This is a genomic window from Acidithiobacillus sp. (genome assembly GCF_023229925.1).
GTDB lineage: Bacteria > Pseudomonadota > Gammaproteobacteria > Acidithiobacillales > Acidithiobacillaceae > Acidithiobacillus.
Genome location: NZ_JALNYM010000002.1, coordinates 60,701 through 79,308, shown reverse-complemented (window position 1 = coordinate 79,308; position 18,608 = coordinate 60,701). Strand labels below are relative to the sequence as shown.

At 58.2% G+C, this 18,608-nt stretch carries 19 protein-coding genes and 2 tRNA genes; 17 read left to right on the top strand and 4 right to left on the bottom strand.

Features of this window, described 5'->3' with window-relative positions:
- Positions 1-3: 3 nt before the first annotated feature.
- The 3 genes from M0P56_RS06935 to M0P56_RS06925 are packed head-to-tail and all read right to left on the bottom strand — an operon-like array spanning position 4 to position 2,685.
- A complete protein-coding gene (locus M0P56_RS06935; RefSeq protein ID WP_291509324.1) occupies positions 4-267 on the bottom strand; it encodes an accessory factor UbiK family protein in 264 nt (87 codons plus the stop codon).
- Between the two features lie 11 nt (positions 268-278).
- Complete coding sequence (locus tag M0P56_RS06930; protein ID WP_291509323.1) at positions 279-1,466, bottom strand: FAD-dependent monooxygenase; 1,188 nt, start codon at positions 1,464-1,466, stop codon at positions 279-281.
- On the bottom strand, positions 1,456-2,685 hold the full coding sequence (locus M0P56_RS06925; RefSeq protein WP_291509322.1) for an FAD-dependent monooxygenase: 1,230 nt from the start codon (positions 2,683-2,685) through the stop codon (positions 1,456-1,458). Before M0P56_RS06925 ends, M0P56_RS06930 begins: the two co-directional genes overlap by 11 nt.
- A 175-nt stretch (positions 2,686-2,860) precedes the next feature.
- Between M0P56_RS06925 and M0P56_RS06920 the strand changes: the two genes are divergently transcribed.
- The 5 genes from M0P56_RS06920 (at position 2,861) to ubiD (ending at position 7,261) form a co-directional block, all read left to right on the top strand.
- On the top strand, positions 2,861-3,631 hold the full coding sequence (locus tag M0P56_RS06920; RefSeq protein ID WP_291509321.1) for a TatD family hydrolase: 771 nt from the start codon (positions 2,861-2,863) through the stop codon (positions 3,629-3,631).
- A complete protein-coding gene (locus M0P56_RS06915; protein ID WP_291509320.1) occupies positions 3,631-4,377 on the top strand; it encodes a tRNA threonylcarbamoyladenosine dehydratase in 747 nt (248 codons plus the stop codon). Before M0P56_RS06920 ends, M0P56_RS06915 begins: the two co-directional genes overlap by 1 nt.
- Before the next feature lie 109 nt (positions 4,378-4,486).
- Positions 4,487-4,879 carry an SCP2 sterol-binding domain-containing protein gene (locus M0P56_RS06910; protein ID WP_291509319.1) on the top strand — a complete coding sequence of 131 codons (393 nt, stop codon included), beginning with the start codon at positions 4,487-4,489 and terminating at the stop codon, positions 4,877-4,879.
- Positions 4,880-4,891: 12 nt separating this feature from the next.
- Entirely contained in the window at positions 4,892-5,764 is an 873-nt protein-coding gene (locus M0P56_RS06905) for a phosphate/phosphite/phosphonate ABC transporter substrate-binding protein (RefSeq protein WP_291509318.1), read from the top strand.
- A gap of 24 nt (positions 5,765-5,788) precedes the next feature.
- Positions 5,789-7,261 carry a 4-hydroxy-3-polyprenylbenzoate decarboxylase gene (gene ubiD / locus M0P56_RS06900; protein WP_291509317.1) on the top strand — a complete coding sequence of 491 codons (1,473 nt, stop codon included), beginning with the start codon at positions 5,789-5,791 and terminating at the stop codon, positions 7,259-7,261.
- Positions 7,262-7,404: 143 nt separating this feature from the next.
- Here the strand turns inward: ubiD and M0P56_RS06895 are convergent.
- Positions 7,405-7,478: transfer RNA gene (locus M0P56_RS06895), tRNA-Gly, on the bottom strand.
- A gap of 104 nt (positions 7,479-7,582) precedes the next feature.
- On the opposite strand from M0P56_RS06895, the gene M0P56_RS06890 reads away from it, so the two are divergent.
- From M0P56_RS06890 to dapA, 12 genes are all read left to right on the top strand, one after another.
- Positions 7,583-7,885: a helix-turn-helix transcriptional regulator gene (locus M0P56_RS06890; RefSeq protein ID WP_291509316.1), complete on the top strand. Its 303-nt coding sequence runs from the start codon at positions 7,583-7,585 to the stop codon at positions 7,883-7,885.
- Positions 7,886-8,157: 272 nt separating this feature from the next.
- A complete protein-coding gene (locus M0P56_RS06885; RefSeq protein WP_291509315.1) occupies positions 8,158-9,579 on the top strand; it encodes a TolC family protein in 1,422 nt (473 codons plus the stop codon).
- Positions 9,576-10,658 carry an efflux RND transporter periplasmic adaptor subunit gene (locus M0P56_RS06880; protein WP_291509314.1) on the top strand — a complete coding sequence of 361 codons (1,083 nt, stop codon included), beginning with the start codon at positions 9,576-9,578 and terminating at the stop codon, positions 10,656-10,658. Before M0P56_RS06885 ends, M0P56_RS06880 begins: the two co-directional genes overlap by 4 nt.
- A complete protein-coding gene (locus M0P56_RS06875; protein WP_291509313.1) occupies positions 10,651-13,926 on the top strand; it encodes an efflux RND transporter permease subunit in 3,276 nt (1,091 codons plus the stop codon). Before M0P56_RS06880 ends, M0P56_RS06875 begins: the two co-directional genes overlap by 8 nt.
- Positions 13,927-13,932: 6 nt before the next feature.
- Entirely contained in the window at positions 13,933-14,154 is a 222-nt protein-coding gene (locus tag M0P56_RS06870; protein ID WP_291509312.1) for a DUF2892 domain-containing protein, read from the top strand.
- Between the two features lie 3 nt (positions 14,155-14,157).
- Positions 14,158-14,583: a rhodanese-like domain-containing protein gene (locus tag M0P56_RS06865; RefSeq protein WP_291509311.1), complete on the top strand. Its 426-nt coding sequence runs from the start codon at positions 14,158-14,160 to the stop codon at positions 14,581-14,583.
- A gap of 2 nt (positions 14,584-14,585) precedes the next feature.
- Positions 14,586-14,867: a glutaredoxin 3 gene (gene grxC, locus M0P56_RS06860; protein ID WP_291509310.1), complete on the top strand. Its 282-nt coding sequence runs from the start codon at positions 14,586-14,588 to the stop codon at positions 14,865-14,867.
- 30 nt (positions 14,868-14,897) lie between these two features.
- On the top strand, positions 14,898-15,332 hold the full coding sequence (gene trxC, locus M0P56_RS06855; protein WP_291509309.1) for a thioredoxin TrxC: 435 nt from the start codon (positions 14,898-14,900) through the stop codon (positions 15,330-15,332).
- Between the two features lie 58 nt (positions 15,333-15,390).
- Positions 15,391-16,719, top strand: coding sequence for an N-acetylmuramoyl-L-alanine amidase (locus M0P56_RS06850; RefSeq protein WP_291509308.1), 1,329 nt, complete (start codon positions 15,391-15,393; stop codon positions 16,717-16,719).
- Between the two features lie 72 nt (positions 16,720-16,791).
- Positions 16,792-17,445, top strand: a complete 654-nt coding sequence (locus M0P56_RS06845) for a hemolysin III family protein (protein ID WP_291509307.1) — start codon at positions 16,792-16,794, stop codon at positions 17,443-17,445.
- A gap of 56 nt (positions 17,446-17,501) precedes the next feature.
- Positions 17,502-17,577, top strand: a tRNA-Glu gene (locus M0P56_RS06840).
- Positions 17,578-17,729: 152 nt separating this feature from the next.
- Entirely contained in the window at positions 17,730-18,605 is an 876-nt protein-coding gene (dapA, locus tag M0P56_RS06835) for a 4-hydroxy-tetrahydrodipicolinate synthase (RefSeq protein ID WP_291509306.1), read from the top strand.
- Positions 18,606-18,608: the final 3 nt, after the last annotated feature.

The following is an 18,608-nucleotide window of genomic DNA, read 5'->3' as shown; positions in this document are numbered from 1 at the left end:
CGCTCAGTCCTTGCTGGCGTCTTCGTCTACAGTAGCCTTGGGTGCCAGGGCGTCGACGCGATCTTCCAGCACGGCGACCCGCGCGGCGAGGCGGGAGAGCAGTTCGTGCTGCACATCAAATTCATCACGAGTGACGAGATCCAGGCGATCCAGCGCATTGGAAAGCATGGCGCGCGCCTGCTTGTCCACATCTTCCTTGACCGTCCCTAAACGGGCGATGGTGTCGCCAATGGCGGCGGCGATATCGTCAGCAATACGGTGTTGCATCTACAGTCTCCTTAAAGGCCCATGGCCTGACGGATGAGAAAACGTTTGACCGGAGTGACCGCCCCCGTCCCCAGCATTCCCAAGTCGCGCAGTTGGGCAAGACCACGACTGCGGTTGGAAAACAGATGACTGAGGGCGCCGCAAGCCAGTACGGTGACGAGATTATCAGGCCGCCGCGCACTTTGATAGCGACGCAGTGTGGTGGCTTCGCCCCAATCCTCATGGTGTTGGCGGGCAGCGGTAATGACCTTCATCAGTTGTTCGGCATCCCGGAATCCCAGGTTCACCCCCAGGCCCGCTAGCGGATGGACGCCGTGGGCGGTATCCCCCAGCAACACGCTACGTTCCCCGATGTAACGGCTGCTGTGCAGTCCCGAGAGCGGATAACTGCTGCGTCGTCCGATGTGTTGGAAATGTCCCAGTTGTGGCCCGAACGCCTGATGCAGTTCGCGGAGAAACTGGGCGTCATCCAAGGTCATCAGATGCCGCGCACGGGCATGTTTTGCACTCCAGACGATGGAGGCGCGGGCTTTACCATCGGCATCGTCGTTAAAGGGCAATACCGCCAACGGGCCGGTGGGGAGGAAGCGCTGATAGGCGATGTGGCGATGTGGTTTTTCAATCCAGACCGTGGCGGTAATGGCGTCCTGCCCATAATCTTCCCGGAAGATCGGTGCCTGAATGAGCGTTTTGCGCAAAGGCGATTGCCGGCCCTCCGCAATGGCCAGCAGGGTGCCGCGGAACTCCATCCCCGAGGCATCGGTGGCGTACATGCCTTTGCTGTCGGCAAAGGCGCTAGTGATTTCCCGTCCATGGTGAATGTGTAGCCCGGCGTCTTCCAGCGCAGCGTGCAGGGCTTGTTCCAGCCGTCGATTCTCGACAATGTGCCCGAGCCGGTCTTCTCCACCTTCTTCGGCGTCCAGATGAATACTACCGGAACCTTCCGCATCCCAGACCCGCATGCGTTCCACGGCACTGCCCAATAGCGTGAGATCAATGCCCAGGGGGGCCAGAAAACGCTCGGACCCGGTAGCGATTAAACTGGCGCGATCAAGGGGATCCGCCAGCGCGCATACCGCGGCGCTGCGTTTTTCAAACACCGCAACGCGCAACCCCGCCTGCTGGGCTGCCAGGGCGAGGCTGGCACCGACCATGCCGGCGCCAGAAATGAGGAGATCGTAGTGGTTACTATCCGACATAGGTTCCGCCCACAGCCAAATCCGGGATGGCGCTTTGCGCCGGGAGATGAATGCCAGCCAGGCGCGCCGCGAGTTCCCGCTTCCCCAGTGGTATCTGATCCAGCAGTGTCAGAGCCGCGGCCCGTGCCAGGCGCAGTGGCAGACGCGGGCTGCTGAACAGACGGTTCATCGTTTCAGTAAAGGCGACGGTCTCCAGCCGGTCACGGCGACGGATGCGGGCATAGTCGCTGAGTAGCGATGTATTCCCCGGATCATCGCCGCGCTGTGCTGCTTCCCGCAGCAGGGCGCCCAGAGTCAGCACATCCCGCAATCCCAGGTTATAACCCTGTCCGGCCAGAGGATGCAGTGTTTGTGCGGCATTACCTACCAAGGCCAAACGCTGACTGGGCTCGGCCCAGAGCCGCTGGAAAAACAGGGGATAGGCACTGCGCGGGCCAGTCCTGACGAGTGGCGGCAGCTGCGGCGGCCTCTGACGGTTCAGGGCCTCCACAAACTCTGCATCAGACAGGTCCAGTACACGGCTGGCATCGCCGGGGCGCAGGCTCCAGACAATGGAGAACTGGTTGTTGCCGATAGGCAGGAAAGCCAGCGGTCCGCTCTCCAGAAAATGCTCGAAGGCGATGCCGGGCAGGGGCTGCCGTGGGGTCACTGTGGCGATGATGGCATGGCGGTTATGGTCCCAGCCCATGCGCCGCAGACTGGCCAGGCGTGTCAGTTCGCCATGGCCGCCATCGGCAATCACCGCCAGCGCCGTCTCGACCCGCAAATCAGGCCAGTCCAGTTGCACCCGGTCCGGAAACCATTGCAGGGCCTGCAACGGCCCCGGTGATTCCTGCTGAAGGGTGTGACAAAGCGCCAGCGGCACGGCCAGGGCATCATTTAAGGTCTCCAGACCAGCGACTTCCCCTAGTCTTTGTTCCGGCGCGTTCAGCAGGCTGTGTTCCAGGCGCACCTGCCCACTGATGCCTTGCTGGGTGATCTGCACGGTCTGGATAGCGGCGGCATCCGCCAGAGGCATGGCTACCCCCAACCGGCTGAGCAGGCGCCGACTACCCAAGGCCAGCGCGATAGTGCGGTCTGTCAGCCGCGGCCTCGCCTGCGCCAGGGGATGGGTATCCAGCATCAACACGCGCAGCGGGCTGCCCGCCAGCGCGAGAATCAGACTGCGCGCCACTGGACCATTACCCAGAATGGCCAGGTCTGCCGTCATCGTACGCATGATTTCTCCCGCGCGGTCTCCATATGCGGCCATTTAAGACCAAGATGCCCTGTTCAGCAAGTGCTGAACCGGTTACTCCGGCATGGCATGCACGTTTACCCGAGATTTTTGTTACCGTAAAATTGCCGGGCGTCTCCTCTTAACTGCCAGCGCTGAAAATGTCGCGGAGTTGCCTGTGCATGGTCTGATAGACAGTCATTGTCACCTGGATGATGCCGCCTACGACGATGATCGTGATGCGGTTCTGCGCCGCGCAGAAACGGCGGGTGTCTGCAAAATCATCGTCCCGGCCTCTACCCCGAAGTACTGGGGCCGGCTCAAGGAAGGCTGCCGCCGTCACCCCGGACTTTACCCGGCCTATGGTGTGCATCCCCTCTATCTGGATGATCGGGATGACCAATGGGAAGCGACCTTGGCTACCCTCCTGACCCAGGCGGTCGCTCTGGGAGAAATCGGGCTCGATGCTGGCGATGGGGCTCCTGACATTGCCCGCCAGCGGGACGGTTTCGCGACTCAACTCGCCATGGCACAGCAATTGGGACTGCCGGTCATTCTCCATGCCCGGCGGAGCCTGGAAGAGGTGATCCTGACGCTGCGTCGCTTTTCTGGTTTGCGTGGCGTGCTACACAGCTTCTCCGGTAGTCTCGTACAAGCACAGCGATTGATAGATATGGGATTTTTGTTGGGGTTGGGTGGTGCGCTCACGCACCCGCGCGCCCAGCGTCTACGGGCGACGGCGGCCATGCTTCCCGCGGAATCCCTGCTGGTAGAGACGGACGCGCCGTGGCAAACACCCCATGCGCACCCCGGTACCCGCAATGAACCCGCGTATCTCAGCGAAATTATCGCCAGCCTGGCACAGTTGCGGCATACTCCAGCTCAGGAAATCGCGCAGGTCACTGCGCAAAATGCCCTTACCTTATTTCATATTCAGGACGCGCCATAATGCCTCATCCTTTTGCCCGCACCGAGATTCTGCTAGGTGCACCTGCTGTTGCGACCCTGCGTGATCGCCATGTGCTCATTGCCGGCGTCGGTGGGGTCGGAGGCTATGTCGCAGAAAACCTTGCCCGTGCCGGGGTGGGGCATATCACCCTCATTGACCACGATGTGGTCAGTATTTCCAACATCAATCGTCAACTCGTCGCCCTGCATTCCACGCTGGATCAGCCCAAGGTGGCGGTGATGGCCGCACGGATTCGTGATATTCATCCCGATTGCCTGCTCCAAACCCGTCAGGAGTTTATCAACACGGACAACGCCCAAAGCCTACTGACGGGCAGCGGTGCTGAAGTGGTTGCGGATTGCATTGATGCCATCGCCTGCAAAGCGATCCTTATCCAGACGGCGCAGACCCTGGGTTTACCCGTCATTTCCAGCATGGGGGCGGGCAACCGTCTTGACCCCCGCCGGGTTCGCGTCGCCAGGCTCAACCAGACGGAAAAATGCCCGCTGGCCCGTGAGTTACGTGCCCTGCTGCGTAAGAATGGCGCGTCCCTCGACGTGCAAACGGTCTTTTCAGATGAATCACCGCGCCCGGCAGCCCCTCCGGCAGAAGTGCCCAGTCCGGGTGGAAGGGCCAAAACGGTTAATGGCACCATTTCCTTTATGCCTGCGCTCTTCGGGGTGGTGTTGTCCGGTATTATTCTCCAGCATCTGTTAGCCACTGGCGAAAATCCCAATAGCGACTAAATAGGGATACAATGGAAGCCATCTCATGGTTGATATATAACAGTATATTAAAATGATGGTGTTCTTGTTGGGCTTGATAATCAAGATATTGAGGGCGAGGGCTCTGATTATGGCAGCAAAATTTATGAGTGCGGAGTGGATTCGTCTGGTGGGCAAACAGTGGGACACGCACCCGGAAATCCAGAAAGATCTAAAAAACTTCAATGCCACCTGGGAGTATTACATTGAAGATCGCCCGGACATCCCGCATGTCATGCTGTTCTGCAAGGCGGGGAAAGTCATCTATGCCGGACCTTCTGACGGGAGGCGCCGCGACTTCATCATGTGGACGAATATGGACCACTGGAAAAAAATTCTGTCCGGGGAGATTAGCGGAAAATCGGCATTGATGACTCGACGGCTCAAATTCAAGGGATCTATGATGACGGCCATGAAATACATGACGCCGTTTAATATTCATCTCAACATTCTCGGTGAGATACCGGTGGATTTTAATATCTGAGGGCCTTGAAATATGCCGTCCTCTAACACAGCAGGGGAGTCCACCCTGAACTTTACGGTAGATCCAAACTATTCCGGGAAAAATCTTCCGGGGTGGTTTTTGATGAATACCTATCTACAGCGTCATCTCGGGCAGGTGATGCATTTTCAGCCCTATGATGGTTTTGATGCCTGTCGTGCGGCGGTTCTCGCCAATCAATACGATCTGGTTTATGCAAACCCCTTTGATTGGGTGCAGTACGTTCAGAAACTGGATTTTGTGCCTATTGCCAAACCGCGTAATCATTTTGATGAGGTGTATCTATGCACTTCGGCGGCTATGCCGATACAGACCGTTGCGGATTTGCCGACGCGGATCCGCGTCGCCTCCGCCCACCCGGCCACGCTGATTCACATGGTAGGCCTGTTTCTGCTGGATAAAGCAGATATTGATCGGGCGCGCCTGGAATTTGTGTTCACCGGCAGTTATCAGGGCGTACTCAAGGCCATACTACAAGGGCAGGCCGATGTGGGTTTTCTGTTTGACGAAGTGTATGTCGGTGCGAGTGGCCTGATCCGCGATCGACTGCATATTATTGATCGTTCCGATGACGCTTTCGCTTTTCATGCCTTTTGTATTGGTCCGCGATTGTTGCCGCAGCAGGAGCTGCTTACTCAGCTGCTCTGCCAGATGGATCAGGAAGCGCGTGGACAGGTGTTGTTACAGGATATCGGTTTTTCCGGCTTTGCGCCGGTGACCGACGACGAGGTGGCATGCCTGACTATGCTTGCCGATGAATACATCAGTGGCCACGAGGCCATCGATCTGCGTGCGACTTCAACTCTGGCCATTGATGACAGTGCCTTTGTGGTCGCCCGCGAGGATCCGGACAGCGGGACAAATTAGCGTGCCTATGTTTACAATAACCGCATGAGCTACCGTGATCTGCGGGCCTTCGTGGCCGATCTTGAAAGGCGTGATTTATTGCGCCGACTGAACTTGCCCGTTTCGCCCGAGTTGGAGATGACGGAAATTTGCGATCGCACCTTGCGTGCAGCTGGCCCCGCCATTTTGTTTACCCAGCCTGTGGGCTATGACATGCCGGTGCTGGGCAATCTCTTCGGAACGACGGAGCGGGTGGCGCTGGGGATGGGGGGCGAATCGCTGGCTGATCTCCGGCAGATCGGTCAATTACTGGCCTATCTCAAGGAGCCCGATCCGCCCCGCGGTTGGCGCGACCTCTGGGAGAAATTGCCCACGCTGCGTAAGGTCCTCTACATGGCGCCGACGACCCTGAGCCGCCCACCCTGTCAGGAAATTGTCCAGCGCGGAGAAGCGGTCGACCTCGCCGCCCTTCCGGTGCAGACCTGCTGGCCCGAGGATGCGGCCCCACTGATGACCTGGGGCCTGACCATCACCAAGGGGCCGCACAAGCGGCGGGCCAACATGGGTATCTACCGGCAACAGGTCATCGGTCGTAACCGGGTGATCATGCGCTGGCTGGCGCACCGGGGCGGCGCTCAAGACCTGCGCGAGTTTCAGAAAGTACACCCCGGCGAGCCATTCCCCGTTGCCGTGGCCTATGGTGCCGATCCGGCTACCATCCTGGCTGCGGTTATCCCTATTCCCGACACCATTTCCGAGCATCAGTTCGCCGGCCTGCTGCGCGGCGGACGTACCGAGCTCGCCAACGCATTGAGCGTCCCGCTACAGGTGCCCGCGCGTGCTGAGATTGTGCTGGAAGGGCATATTTATCCCGATGATATGGCGGTGGAAGGGCCTTTCGGAGATCACACGGGCTACTACAACGAGACCGAGCGCTTTCCGGTGTTCACCGTAGAGGCTATCAGTCACCGTGAAAACCCTATCTACCACAGCACTTACACGGGCCGCCCGCCCGATGAGCCCGCCATACTCGGCGCGGCTCTCAACGAAGTTTTTGTGCCCTTGCTGCAAAAACAGTTCCCGGAAATCGTCGATTTTTATTTGCCGCCGGAAGGTTGCTCTTACCGCTTGGCCGTCGTCAGTATTCGTAAAAGTTATCCCGGTCATGCCAAAAGAATCATGTTCGGTATCTGGGGATTTTTGCGACAATTTATGTACACCAAGTTCATCATCGTGGTGGATGAAGACATCAATGTGCGCCGCTGGGAGGACGTGATCTGGGCGATGACGACCCGGATGGACCCGGTGCGTGACATGACCCTCATCGAAAATACGCCCATAGATTATCTCGACTTCGCTTCGCCGGTTGCCGGGCTGGGCGGAAAAGTGGGCATGGATGCCACCAACAAATTGCCTGGCGAGACGGCCAGAGAATGGGGCCGTCCCATTCATATGCCTGACGTGCTGCGCAAACGGGTAGATGATCTTTTGGCAACGCTGGAGCGGCCATTGTTCTAAAATATGCACTGTGGCGCGCGCGGGGTTCCTAAAATACCCATATAGGGTTATTCTCAATCACTGATGATGAGTAAGTCGGTACTTTGGCGGTTCTCTGGACCGAAAAAAAGGCCTAAGCGTTAGCCTAAGCCCTTGTTTTAAAATGGAGCGGGTGATGGGAATCGAACCCACGCCATGAGCTTGGGAAGCTCAGGTTCTACCATTGAACTACACCCGCATGTGGCGGATTCTATGCGGAAGTACTAAAAAAGGCAAGGTGACCGCAAGCACTGCGATTTCCGGTTTATAAACAAAGTCAATAATATACTAAGAGGCATGATTATGGATCAGTTACCAACCCGGGAAGAGGATATTGAACAGGCCTCCCGTTCCCTGAAAGCTATGGCGCATCCGTTGCGTCTCAAGGTTTTATGCGTATTGGGCTCAGAAGAAATGAGTGTACAGGATATCGTAGCCGCCGTTGGTACCACCCAGAGCAACATCTCTCAGCATCTCGCTATATTGCGTGAAAAAGACATTCTCCGCGCTCGTAAAGACGCCAACAAAGTCTATTACCGCGTGGGTGATCCCCGTACCCTACGTTTGATTGCCATGATGAGTGACGTCTTTTGCAGCGTCCGGTAAGCGCCGAGACTTAGTTTCAGGCAATTCGCGGCATGGTTCTTGGGGCATTCCGGCAAAAAAGGCTTGAATGCCCCAACTGTTGTATATAATAATATGCTGATGTTGGCGCCGCCTTGCCATGGATTCGCAGGGACTGATTCACCAGTCGTACGTGGGGTTATTGTGTCATCTACAATGAATCCATGTCATCAAATGCTATGAACAATGCTATGAACACTTTGCAAGGTCGTCCAGTTCCTTAATTGGTGTCGCCTGTCGCAGCGAGGAAGAACATGTCCTTTCGTCCGCACAAAAAAACACGCGCCGTTGTAATCGTTCTGCTGATGGGCGCCGGTGCCTCACTGCCAGCCGCAGCCTTGGATTTTAATCAGTGCCTTGATCTCGCTCTCAAGCAAAATCCGCAGATGCTTCTGGCGCATGCCCGCCAGGCAGAAGCCAAGGGCGCTGTCTCCGAAGCGCGTGGTCACCTGCTTCCCAAACTCGCGGCCTCTTTTTCTGCCAGCCAATCGAACAACGCCTTGACCGTTTTCGGTATGAAGCTATCGCAGCGGCAGGCGACCTTCAACGACTTTGGCGCGGGACAATTCAACCCTGACGCGCTGGGTGTAGCACCGACAGGGTTGGATCAACCGGGTAGTTACCACAATTTCGGCACCAAACTGCAACTGGAGATTCCGATCTGGAATGGCGGGGAAATTCGGGGACGTCTGGGTCAGGCGCGAGCCATGTTGGAGGCCGCTCAGAGTGGTGACGTCATGGCACGCCAGAGGCTGACTTTCGCCGTTTTGCAGGCCTATGACGGTGTCATTGCTGCTAACACGGGTGTCGAGGTGGCGGATAAAGCCAAACTGGCGGCCGCAGCTTATGTCAAAACGAGTCGATCCCTGCTGGCGCGCGGGGTGCTGGTAAAGAGCGATCTGCTCTCTGCGGAAGTGCATTGGGAAAAAGCTGAACTGGCTGTGGAAAGTGCCCGGAATGCCCAGGCCAATGCCCTGGATAATCTCGCCATGCTTATTGGCTGGCCGGAAGGGAAGACCCTGACTGTAGCTGGCCCCGTTCAGCCCACATTGCCTGCGGCGCCGCTCACCAGCCTGCAGGGCGACGCGATGGCCCAGAACGCCGGTATCGCTGCCCTCCGTCACCAGGTCAAGGCGGCACAGGATGGTATCCGTGTCGCCCGTGCCGCTTATCTCCCCCACGTTAACGCCATGGCCAATCAGGAATGGAATGGCAGGACACTCGGCAACGCGGCACCGTCTTATACCATCGGTGGAGACGTGACCTGGAATGCGCTGGACTTCGCACGCGGTGGCGGAATGGACCGCGCCCGGGCTGAGCGTGAACGGGCCATGGCTGCGTTGCAGGAGGCGCAGGATAAGCTGCGTTTGCAGGTGGCGCAGGTGTGGCGCAGTGCCCGGGAGGCCACGGTGCGCGTCAAAATGCGTGCACTCGCGGTGAAGCAGATGGACGAGGCGCAACGTTTGGTGCGTCTGCGTTACGAAAATGGTGTAGAAACCGTGACCGGCCTGCTGCACGGACAAGCAGAACTGGATCAGGCGCGTGCTGAGCTTGCCTCTGCCTATTATGCGGAGGCGGTAGACCGCGGTGCCCTGTTGCTGGCCATCGGCAAACTGAATCCTCAAGAAGTCGTCAGTGTGGGTCATGTGCCCGCCGCAGAAGGAGCCCCCCAATGAACACATGGAAGCGGACCGTGTTAGTCGCCGCTCTGGCATTCTCTTCGGCAAGTCTTGCGGCTTGCAGCAAATCGCCCCCGGATGCGCTACAGGTACCGAGTAAAATCACGGCGCCAGTCATGCGGATGGGGAGCCAGAGCATGGCCACCTTTGCCCACGTTCCGGGTACGGTCACTGCCCATCAGCAGGTACAACTCAGTTCCCGTCTGAGTGGCTATATTCGCGCCATGAGCGTGCGTGATGGACAGGCTGTAAAGGCGGGACAACTGCTTTTTGAGGTCGATCCGACGGAGGTGCTGGGACAGGTGCAGCAGGCGCAGGCTGGCTTGGCCGAGGCCGAATCTGCGCTCACGAACGCCCGCTCCAATTATGATCGATTCAAGGCCCTCTATGCTCAGCAGGCCATTCCCGAGAAGCAGTGGGATCAGGTGAAATCGGCCTATGCCATGGCTCAGGCCCGTGCCGCTGCGGCACGGGCGGGTATCAGCACGGCGCGGTCGCAACTGCGTTATGCCCGGGTGACGGCGCCGTTCTCCGGAATCATCACGCGCAAGTTCATGCAGAACGGCGACCTCGCGTCGCCTGGCCAGCCCATCCTGGTCTTGGCGGACACCTCCCGATTGGAGGTCCGGTGTAGTGTCAGCGGGACCCTGTACCGCAGTCTCCACATCGGTCAGGAGGTCGCTGTCATCTCCGATGGGAAAAGCGTTTCCGCAAGGGTTCTGGACATGGTCGGAGCCGCGGACGCGGTGACCCATACCCACCTGGTCAAGCTCGGCTTGCCCGCAGACAGTACCCTGCAGGCCGGTGACTATGTCCGTGTAGAAGTGCCGGTTACCCAGCGGCAAGTGATGGTGGTGCCGGCGTCTGCCTTGCTGGATCGGGCTGGTATTCCGGGTGTGTTCGTTGTTGATGCGCATGGCATCGCGCGCTATCGCATGGTGCGGCCGGGGCAGAGCACGCCAGAGGGGGTGGAAATTCTTTCCGGTCTGAGTGCGGGTGAGACGGTGGTCGTGGGTAACCTCGCCGCGGTGAATAATGGCGACCATATTGAGCCAGTCGGAGCCACGCATGGCTGAACCAGGGCAGCGGCAAAACCTGGCGGGGCGGCTTGCCCGGTCTTTTTACCAGTCCAAGATCACGGTGCTGATCATGGTGACCATTGCCCTGTTTGGGGCCTTGGCCATTCTCGTCACCCCGCGCCTGTATAATCCTGAAATTGTGGTACCCGCTGCCGAAATTTTCATCATGCGGCCCGGCTCTGACAGCGAGGAAATTCAGCATCTGGTGATACGCCCGTTGGAAGCCCTGATGGCGTCCTTGCCCGGTGTCCATCACACCTATGGTTATGCCGTCAATGACATGGGTATGGTCACCGTCGAGTTTCAGGTCGGTGCCAACGAAGAGAAAAGCCTGCTCGAAGTCTACAACCAGCTCAGCCGGAATATGGACAAGATGCCCCCCGGTACGGCGCAGCCCCTGGTTAAATCCATAGGCATAAACGACGTTCCGATCATGTCGCTGACCCTGAGCTCCAGCCGGTTGACGCCTTTGGCGTTGCGTCAGGTCGGGGTGCGGCTCATGGATCAGTTGCAGAGTGTGCCGGATGTGGCGAACGCTGAGGTGATTGGCGGTAGTCCTCTAGCGATCAATGTCTGGCTGAATTCGGCCAAGCTCTCGAGCGCTGGTCTCAGCCTGGAAAATATTCAGCAGGCGCTGAAAGGGAGCAATGTCATTCTTCCGGGCGGCAACCTGGTGCGGAACAACGAGGAAGTCCCTCTGCGCATCAATGGGGCGATAGGGTCAGCACGGGGTGTCGGTGACCTCATTATCGGCAGCCATGATGGGCAACCGATATTTCTCAAAGACGTGGCCCGGGTAGAAGAAGGCGCCGCGGAAAACAACATCGCGACCAGTGATACGGCCGGGCGTGCAAACCGGATCGGTGTACCAGCGGGTACGACCATGCCGGCAGTCACCATCACCCTCGCCAAGCGTCCTGGTGCGAATGCCGTGACGGTGGCAAACGCGATCAAGACGAAAGTAGATCGTCTGAAGCGGGAGGTCCTGCCGGAGGGGGTGCATGTTTCCATTACCCGCGATTATGGTGCCCGTGCCGATGACGCAGTCAGTGCGCTCTTTGAGCACCTCAGTATCGCTGTCGGAGTGGTTGCTGTCATCCTGATGATTTTTCTCGGATGGCGCGAGGCGGGTATCGTTATTCTGACGGTGCCGCTCACCCTGGGCGCCGTGTTGGGCATCGGCTGGCTGCTCGGGCAGACGATCAACCGGATCACCCTGTTTGCGCTCATTTTGTCGCTGGGGCTGCTGGTGGACGGCGGTATTGTCGTCATCGAAAACATCCATCGTCATCTGCATGGCTGCGGCAAGGATGATTTTGCCCGCTGTATCATCATCGCCAGCAATGAGATTGGTAATCCGACAAATATAGCGACGCTGGCGGTGATTCTCGCCTTCGTGCCCATGGCTTTTGTGACCGGAATGATGGGGCCCTTCATGTTGCCCATCCCTATTTTTGTACCGATTGCAATGATTGCGTCGGTGTTGCTCGCCTATACGGTGGTGCCCTGGGGTGCTTATCGTTTTCTGCGTCGCAAAGCGGCCAAGCAGGCTGGCCGTGAGGAAGGTGCCCATGAGCCGCGATCGGACGCTTTGCAGTGGGGATACATTCGGGTGTTCAAGCCGCTGCTGAAATCTCCGGGGCGCCGTAACGTCTTTTTCATCGTGGTCATTGTGCTGCTCTTGCTGGCGATGCTGATGCCGATGTGGCAGTTCATCCGCCCGCAAGGCATGAATGGACCCCTCAGTGCACTGGGCGTCAATCTGAAAATGCTTCCCGAGGGGAACGTCAGTGATTTCATGATTCAGGTAGATACCCCTGCGGGGACCGCGCTGGATGAAACCGGGCGGGTTACCGAAGCGGTGGGTAACGTGCTCAGCCAGAATCGCTATATCGAAAATTTCCAGACTTATCTGGGGCGTTCAGCACCGGTGGATTTCGCCGGGCTGGTGCGCGGTGATATGATGCGCCAAGGCAGTAATTACGCGCAGATTCAGGTCAACCTGGTGCCGCGGGATGAGCGCCCCATGTCCCACACCGTTTCCGTGGAAGTCTACAAAGCGTTGCAATCGGTCCGGGCACGTTTCCCTGGTAGCGTTATCAAGATGTTTGAGGTGCCGCCGGGGCCGCCGGTACGTGCTCAGGTGGTGGCCGAGCTCTACGGACCAAACTATGACAAGTTGCGCCAGGTGGCGGGTATGGTCGAACAGTATTTCCGCAAAGACTATGACATGATCAATGTGGACGACTCGGTGACCGCTACAGTGCCTGAGTATCTGCTGCATGTGGATCAGCAGAAGGCGATGCTCGCTGGTGTCGCGCCGGCGCAGGTGGCCGCGCTGGTGCATGATTATGTGGCGGGTACCAGACTGGGTGCCCTGCACGTGGAAAATGCCCGCGAACCGGTAGATATCCTTCTCCGCGTTCCCCCGGCGGATCGCGCCTGGCGTCAGCAGATACTCGACTTACGGGTGCAGAGCCGGAACGGGCAGTCGGTGCCGCTGGCGAGCATCGCGCAGATTGAGCGGACGACGCTGGCCAAGCCGGTTTACGATCGTGATCAACACCCTGTGGTGTATGTGACCGGAGATCTCATGGGTTCCAGCCCAGTTTATGCCGTGTTGTCGCTGAATCACTGGCTGGATGGCAAGACCATCGACGGTGTGCCTCTCAGCACAGGTAATCTGGGTTTTTCGCCAGCGCAGCCCGACGATATTACCCATTACCAGATTCTCTGGGGCGGTGACATGCGCCTGACCCTCGATGTATTTCGTGATCTCGGCGCTGCTTTTATTGTCGCCCTGGTCTTTATCTATCTGATGCTGGTGGCTTATTACCAGTCTTTCGTGATGCCGGTGATCGTCATGGGCGCTATTCCGATGACGTTGATCGGGGTTTTCCCTGGACACTGGCTGTTAAATACACCGTTTAATGCCACTTCCATGATCGGAGTCATTGCGCTGGCGGGTGTCGTGGTGCGCAACTCCCTGTTGCTGATTGACTTCATTATCGATTACCGGCGCCAGGGTTACACACTGGAAGAGGCGGTGTTGCAGGCCGGTGCGGTGCGTTTTCGCCCCATTTTGCTGACAGCACTCGCCATCATGTTTGGCTCTGCCATCATGGTGACCGATCCGGTCTTTGGCGGGCTGGCTGTGTCCTTGATTTTTGGCACTTTCGCCTCCACACTGCTGACACTGATCGTGATCCCACTGCTTTATTTCCTTTGGGAACGGCATTTGGAAAAACAGACACAAGGAGTTTGATTGCAGATGAATACCGAACGTTGGGTGCGGGTGGTTGCCGGCTTTTTTGTGCTGGTAACTGTGGTATTGGGCGCTCCGGCCAGCCCTATATTTGTGAGCGAGTGGTTTTTGGCCTTCACCCTTTTTGTGGGTTTTAACCTGCTGCAAAGCGGTTTCACCTGCTTTTGCCCACTGGACCGCATCCTGCTGCAGCTCGGGGTGCCGGGTTCCGGGGCCTGCGGACGCTAAGCCATGGAACATAAAATTCTTTTTTTTATAGAGTCCCAATGGCCGTTGTTGCTGAGTGCAGGCGCTTTGATTGCTATGATTTTTAAGGGGCCGTTGACGCGCGGGATGGCGGGTATTCATGAAGTGGATCCGGCCGCCGCAGTGCAGTTGATCAATCACGAAGATGCCGTGATCATTGATGTGCGCGAGCAAAGCGAGTGGTCCCAAGGGCATCTACCCGGTGCCCGGCACATTCCGCTCGGTGACTTACCCAAGTATATGCAGGACCTGGAGAAGCATCGCGGCCATCATGTTATCTGTCAGTGTGCGAGTGGTATGCGTTCGGCGCGTGCCGCGGCCAGCCTGAAAAAAGCCGGTTTTGATAAGATTTATAGCCTGAAAGGTGGAATCGGCGCCTGGCGGAGTGCCGGATTGCCGGTAGAGAAGTGATTATGAAAAGGGCGGCGGTACGGATGTACGCGACTGGCGTTTGCCCTTATTGCCACAGGGCCGAAGCGCTTCTGCGCAGCAAGGGGGTCACCCCCGAGATTATTCGGGTGGACCGGGACCCTACGCAACGCCAGACCATGCAAAGGCTCGCCCACGGGCGGTGGTCCGTCCCGCAAATATTTATCAACGGCCAGCATGTGGGTGGTTATGATGACATCGCCGCCCTGGATCGTCGCGGGGCCCTGGATCCCCTGTTACAGGAAGAAAGTCGGGAGCCTGGATAATAACGGTTCATTGTAGAATCGGGGAGAATTATGACGTCCATGATATTGCTTTGTCCTGCCTGTGGCGCCATCAATCGGGTGCCCAAAGAGCGTCTGGAGGAGAACCCCAAGTGCGGCAAATGCCATGCACGGATTTTCCCTGATCACCCCGTCAATCTCAGCCACAGCAGTTTTTCTACTTACATTCAGAAAAACGAATTGCCGGTGCTGGTTGATTTCTGGGCCCCCTGGTGCGGACCCTGCCGAACGATGGCGCCGCAGTTTGAGCAGGCCGGTCGGGCTATGCGAGGGCGTGTGCTCTTCGCCAAGGTGAATACCGAAGACGAACAGCAAATCGGTGGCCGCTTTCAGATTCGTTCCATCCCTACCATGGTGCTTTTCAAGGCAGGAAAAGAACTGGCGCGGGTCAGCGGCGCCATGGGGACAGCGGAACTGCAGCGCTGGCTGGCTGGGCAGGGTGTCTGAGATAACCTGGTATCTCCTTCACGACTCAATATTTATAAACGAGTACTAGGGGGGAGCAGTGGTCGGGAAACCCGGTGAGCGTTCCACAAGGCGGCAGTTCCTGCGACAAGCAGCGCTGGGAGGTGCACTGCTGTGTACCTGGGAAATGGCTGCCGCCGCGCAACTCCGCGCGCTACGGGTGGGCCGCTATCAACAGGGTGTGCGTCTGGTCTTTGATCTGGATCGGCGGTTGTCGGCTGCGCCGGTGATCCGCAGCGTGGGTGAAGTGCTGCATATTGAGTTGCCGGGGATAGAGCACGGGCTGAATCGTCCCGTAGTGCCTGCGTTGGGTCCCCTGCAAGGTGGCGCGGAAATGAATGAAAGTTCCGCCGGGTTGGTTCTGCGTTTGCCTTTACGGGAATCGGTGCGCTGGCGTAGTTTCTCTCTTGGTCCTGGTGGGGGAGCATCACATCGTTTGGTGCTGGACTTGATGCCGCTCGCGACGACCGCAGTAGAATCTCCCTGTTTGCAGCCGGTTGCCGGAGCGGGGCGGCCCATTGTGGTCTGTCTGGATCCTGGTCATGGCGGCCATGATCCGGGCGCCATCGGCGCCAAAGGGACCCGCGAAAAAGATGTCGTGCTGGATGTCGGCCTGTCTCTGGCACAACTGATCCGCAGCACCCCTGGAATGCGTCTGGTCATGTCCCGCAACACGGATCGCTATGTGCCGCTCATGGACCGCATGCATTTGGGCTTGGAGCAGCGTGCCGATCTCTTCGTCTCTATCCATGCTGATGCCTTCCCGGAGCGCACGGTATGCGGCTCGACGGTATGGGCGTTATCGGAGACGGGGGCGAGCAATGCGGCAGCCCGCTGGTTGGCCAAAACACAAAACGCCGCAGATCCCTTCCTTGGAGGGGTGCAGTCGGGCATTCACGATCCGATGCTCAGTGAGGTGCTCATCAATATGACCCAGACGGCCGCCATGAATTCGGCGGCAGCGGCAGCGGACGTCATGATTCGCGGATTGGCCGGGGTGGAGGATTTGCATAATGCCACCGTGCAGCATGCTAATTTCGTAGTGCTGCGTGCCCCGGATGTGCCCTCCGTGCTCGTGGAGACCGCTTTTATTTCTAATCCTGAAGAAGAACAGCGCTTGCGCGATCCGGATTTTCGTCAAGTACTGGCGCGCACCCTGCACGATGCGGTTGTTGCCCATTTCGTGAAGGCGCCACCCGCGCATAGCGCCTGGTCGGCGACACGGCATGTGTTGAGCAAAGGGGAAAATCTGGCGAGCGTGGCGCGCCGTTACGGACTGAGTGTAGAAGCCTTGCGCCTGGCCAATAATCTGCCGCGCGGGGAGGGGCAGCCCGGAGAACCTCTGCGTGTACCCATGATGGGCGCCTGAGTTGGCATGGCGACGGCTCGGGCGGTTATGTTATAACTGTTCCGGCAGGGAGTGCGGAATGGCGGACAGGTGATGGGGGAAGACTCAGTCGGTATGGTGCGGGGTCAAACCCGCGTTGAAGAATGGATCAACGGCCTGCTGCATGGTGCGGGCGCGGTGGGCGCTCTGTTGGTCTTCATCTTATGGTTGGCTGGCGCTGGTCTCCATAGCACGCGTCTTGCGGTAGCCAGTGTCAGCATCTTTGTGGCCACCATCTTGATGCTCTATCTGGCTTCGACCATCTATCACATTCTGCCGTCTGGGCGACTCAAATGCGCCTTTCAGCTGATCGACCGCTCCGCCATCTACCTGCTTATTGCGGGTACTTACACCCCGGTGACGCTCATGGTGCTTCATGATCCGTGGGGCTGGGCACTGCTGGTACTGGAGTGGGGTTTGGCAGCGCTGGGCATTACCCTGCTGGCCGTGGGCGGGACGCGCTTTCAGTCGGCCTCTCTCTGGCTGTATCTTCTCATGGGCTGGTTGGCGCTCTTCGCAGCGGTGCCACTCTATGATGCTGCACCGGGCTGGTTTTTATGGTGGTTGGCCGCTGGTGGGCTGGCTTATACCATGGGGGTCCTTTTTTTTGTGCTGGATCGTTGGAAATACTTTCATTCCATCTGGCACGTTTTTGTCATTGCCGGTACCGCCCTGCAATTCTGGGCGATTCTTCAGTACGCTGGCTGATTGATCACCGGCCCCTTCTTGCTTTTAAAGCGAAAGGGCTTATAATTTGCGCTCTCGCTCCCATCGTCTAGCGGTCTAGGACACTGGCCTCTCACGTCGGTAACAGGGGTTCGAACCCCCTTGGGAGCGCCATTTTTTCACTCTGATCGTCCCATTCCGAATACGCTGAAAGCCATCCTTGGCCAGAGCGTGGGCGGTGCGGGTGATTCTTGCCTTGCCAAGCCCGCCGTCGGGCAAGTACCATCCCTAGCAGAAAAGGAATGCGTTAAAGCGGGAGCTGGATCATGTTTCATGGCAGTATGGTAGCTTTGGTGACGCCCATGCGGGCGGACGGTGCGGTGGATGACACCGCGCTCCGCGATCTGGTGGAATGGCACATCGCCGAAGGGACGCACGCACTGGTCGCCGTCGGTACCACGGGAGAATCCGCCACCCTGGAAATGGGGGAGCACGTGGCGGTGATTCGGGCCGTCGTGGAGCAGACCAAAGGGCGTATCCCGGTGATCGCCGGAACGGGGGCCAACGCGACCCATGAGGCTATAGAACTCACTCGCGCGGCCATGGAAGTCAAAGCCGACGCAGCCTTGCTGGTTTCCCCCTATTACAATAAGCCCACTCAGGAAGGTTTGTTCCAACACTACTCGGCGGTCGCTGAGCAATGCCACTTTCCCATCATCCTCTATAATGTCCCTGGCCGTACTGCTGGGGATATTTTGCCCGAGACGGTAGCACGTCTGGCGCCGCGTGCTGATATCGTCGGCATCAAAGAAGCGAGTGGCAAAGTCGAACGGGTTGCTGAAATTCTGGCCCTGTGCGGGGATCAGATGCAGGTTTATAGCGGCGATGATGGTGCTGCCCTTGCTGCCATGGCATTGGGTGCGCGTGGCGTGATCTCAGTCACCGCCAATGCGACACCCCGGCTGATGGCGCGGATGTGTGATCTGGCGCTGGCTGGTGATTTTGTCGGCGCCCGTGCGGTCAACGCGCAACTGGTGGGGTTACACCGGGATCTCTTTCTGGAGTCCAACCCCATCCCGGTCAAATGGGCCCTGCACGAGATGGGCCGCATGGGACCCGCTCTGCGCCTGCCCCTGACCCCTTTTTCGTCTGCCCATCATGAGCGTCTGCGCGAAAGTTTGCGCCGGGCGCAGTGTATCTAATCA